We start from the raw sequence: 1,673 nt of genomic DNA, 5'->3' as shown, positions 1-1,673 counted from the left end.
GTCCGCGTCGGCGCCGACGGCGATCCTTCCCTTGGCGGCGAGCCCGGCGAGGTCGGCGGGCCCGGTCGACATCCAGCGGATGACCTGGGGGAGCGGGACACCCCGGAGATGGGCCGCGGCGAGAGCGGCGGCGAAGCCGAACTGCAGCGACGAGATCCCGCCCCAGGCAAGACCGAGATCGCCGGTGTCGAGGTGTTTCACATCGGGGGTGGAGGGCGAGTGGTCGGAGACGACGATGTCGAGTGTGCCGTCCACCAGGCCGACCCAGAGCTGTTCCTGATCGGCGGCCCCACGGATCGGTGGGCAGCATTTGTACTGCGGAGCTCCGTCGGGGATCGACTCGGCGGCGAGCGTCAGGTAGTGCGGGCACGTCTCCGCCGTGACCGGGACGCCTCGCGCCTTGGCTTGCCGGATGACCTCGACTCCGGCGCCTGACGAGACATGGACGACGTGGATCCTGCAGCCGCTACGTTCCGCGGCGTCGGTGACCTGCTGGATCGCCGAGGCCTCCGCGTCCGCCGGGCGGGATGCGGCGAACCTGGCATAACTGCGCCCGCTGGGCGGCGGCGCGGACGCGAGGACGTGCGGATCCTCGGCGTGTACGAGCAGCAGCCCGCCGAGACCGGCGATGAGCTCGGCCGCCGCGTTCAGCTGCGGAACGGACAACGGCGGGAACTCTGGCACGCCGGAGTCCTGAAGGAAACACTTCACGCCGAAGACGCCGGCTTCGAACAGAGCCGGGAGATCCGCCAGGTTGGCCGGGGTCACACCGCCCCAGAAGCCGACATCGACGCGGCAACGGTCGACAGCCGTCTGTCGTTTGACGGCGAGCGCGTCGGCGGTCAGCGTCGGTGGCAGCGAGTTCAGCGGCATGTCCAGAAGCGTGGTCACCCCAGCGTGCCGGGCGGCCGCCGTAGCGGTGTCGAAGCCTTCCCACTCGGTGCGTCCCGGCTCGTTGACATGGACGTGCGTGTCGACGAGCCCGGGGATCAGAACCTCGTCGTCGCTGAGCTCGACGGCGTGGTGGTGGTCATCGACTGATCTATACGGCTCGACAGCGGCGATCCTGTCACCGCGAACTGCGACGGTGGCGGGCCGTATCTCGCCGTCGATCACGGCTCGCCGGGCGTGGATCACCGCATCGGTTTCGCTCCACTTGACGCACTTCTCACTCATTTGTCTCACTCGCTCCTTGTCTTACATAAGCGCAGATGGTAACCGGGTTGAGAGCCCCGGCGTGCCAACAAGATCGATGACGTCATCGGTGTCGACCTCTTGGTCGTCGGCGATGATCACGTCCAGGCGCGTCACGTCACAGGATGACCAGGTGATCCTTGGTTGCGTCGTGGACAGCTGCACGTGGGATGGAGGTGTCGAACGTGACGAACCGGCCGTCATTGGCGGTTGCGAGCGCGAGGAGGTAGACGTCGGTCACTTGGCGGTGGCCGTGAATTCTCGTGCGGTCCACGACGGTGTCGTCAGTCAGGCTGACCGAGCAGGGCCAGTAGCTGTGGTGCTCGGTCTTGGTGGCGTTGGTCAGGAGGGTGAGCGACTCGCTGGGGGAGACGGTGCTGGGATAGTGGGGCTGGCTCAGGATTCTTACCACGCCGTTCTGTGTGATGGCGCATGAAGCCCAGCCATGCTCAATTTCCTCGTTGAGCCAGTGTCGGGCG

The 1,673-nt window shown here is 66.9% G+C and carries 2 protein-coding genes; both read right to left on the bottom strand.

Annotated elements, in window-relative coordinates:
* On the bottom strand, nucleotides 1-1,176 hold a 1,176-nt coding region (allB, locus tag ELR45_RS24390), incomplete at its 3' end, for an allantoinase AllB (protein ID WP_205857181.1).
* A 136-nt stretch (nucleotides 1,177-1,312) separates the two neighbouring features.
* Nucleotides 1,313-1,673 (bottom strand): TA system VapC family ribonuclease toxin (locus tag ELR45_RS24385; RefSeq protein WP_205857180.1); only part of this gene is annotated, 361 nt, incomplete at its 5' end.

This window comes from Phytoactinopolyspora endophytica, from assembly GCF_004138495.1.
Taxonomy (GTDB): Bacteria; Actinomycetota; Actinomycetes; order Jiangellales; family Jiangellaceae; genus Phytoactinopolyspora; species Phytoactinopolyspora endophytica.
This window is presented reverse-complemented; position numbering and strand designations above follow the sequence as displayed.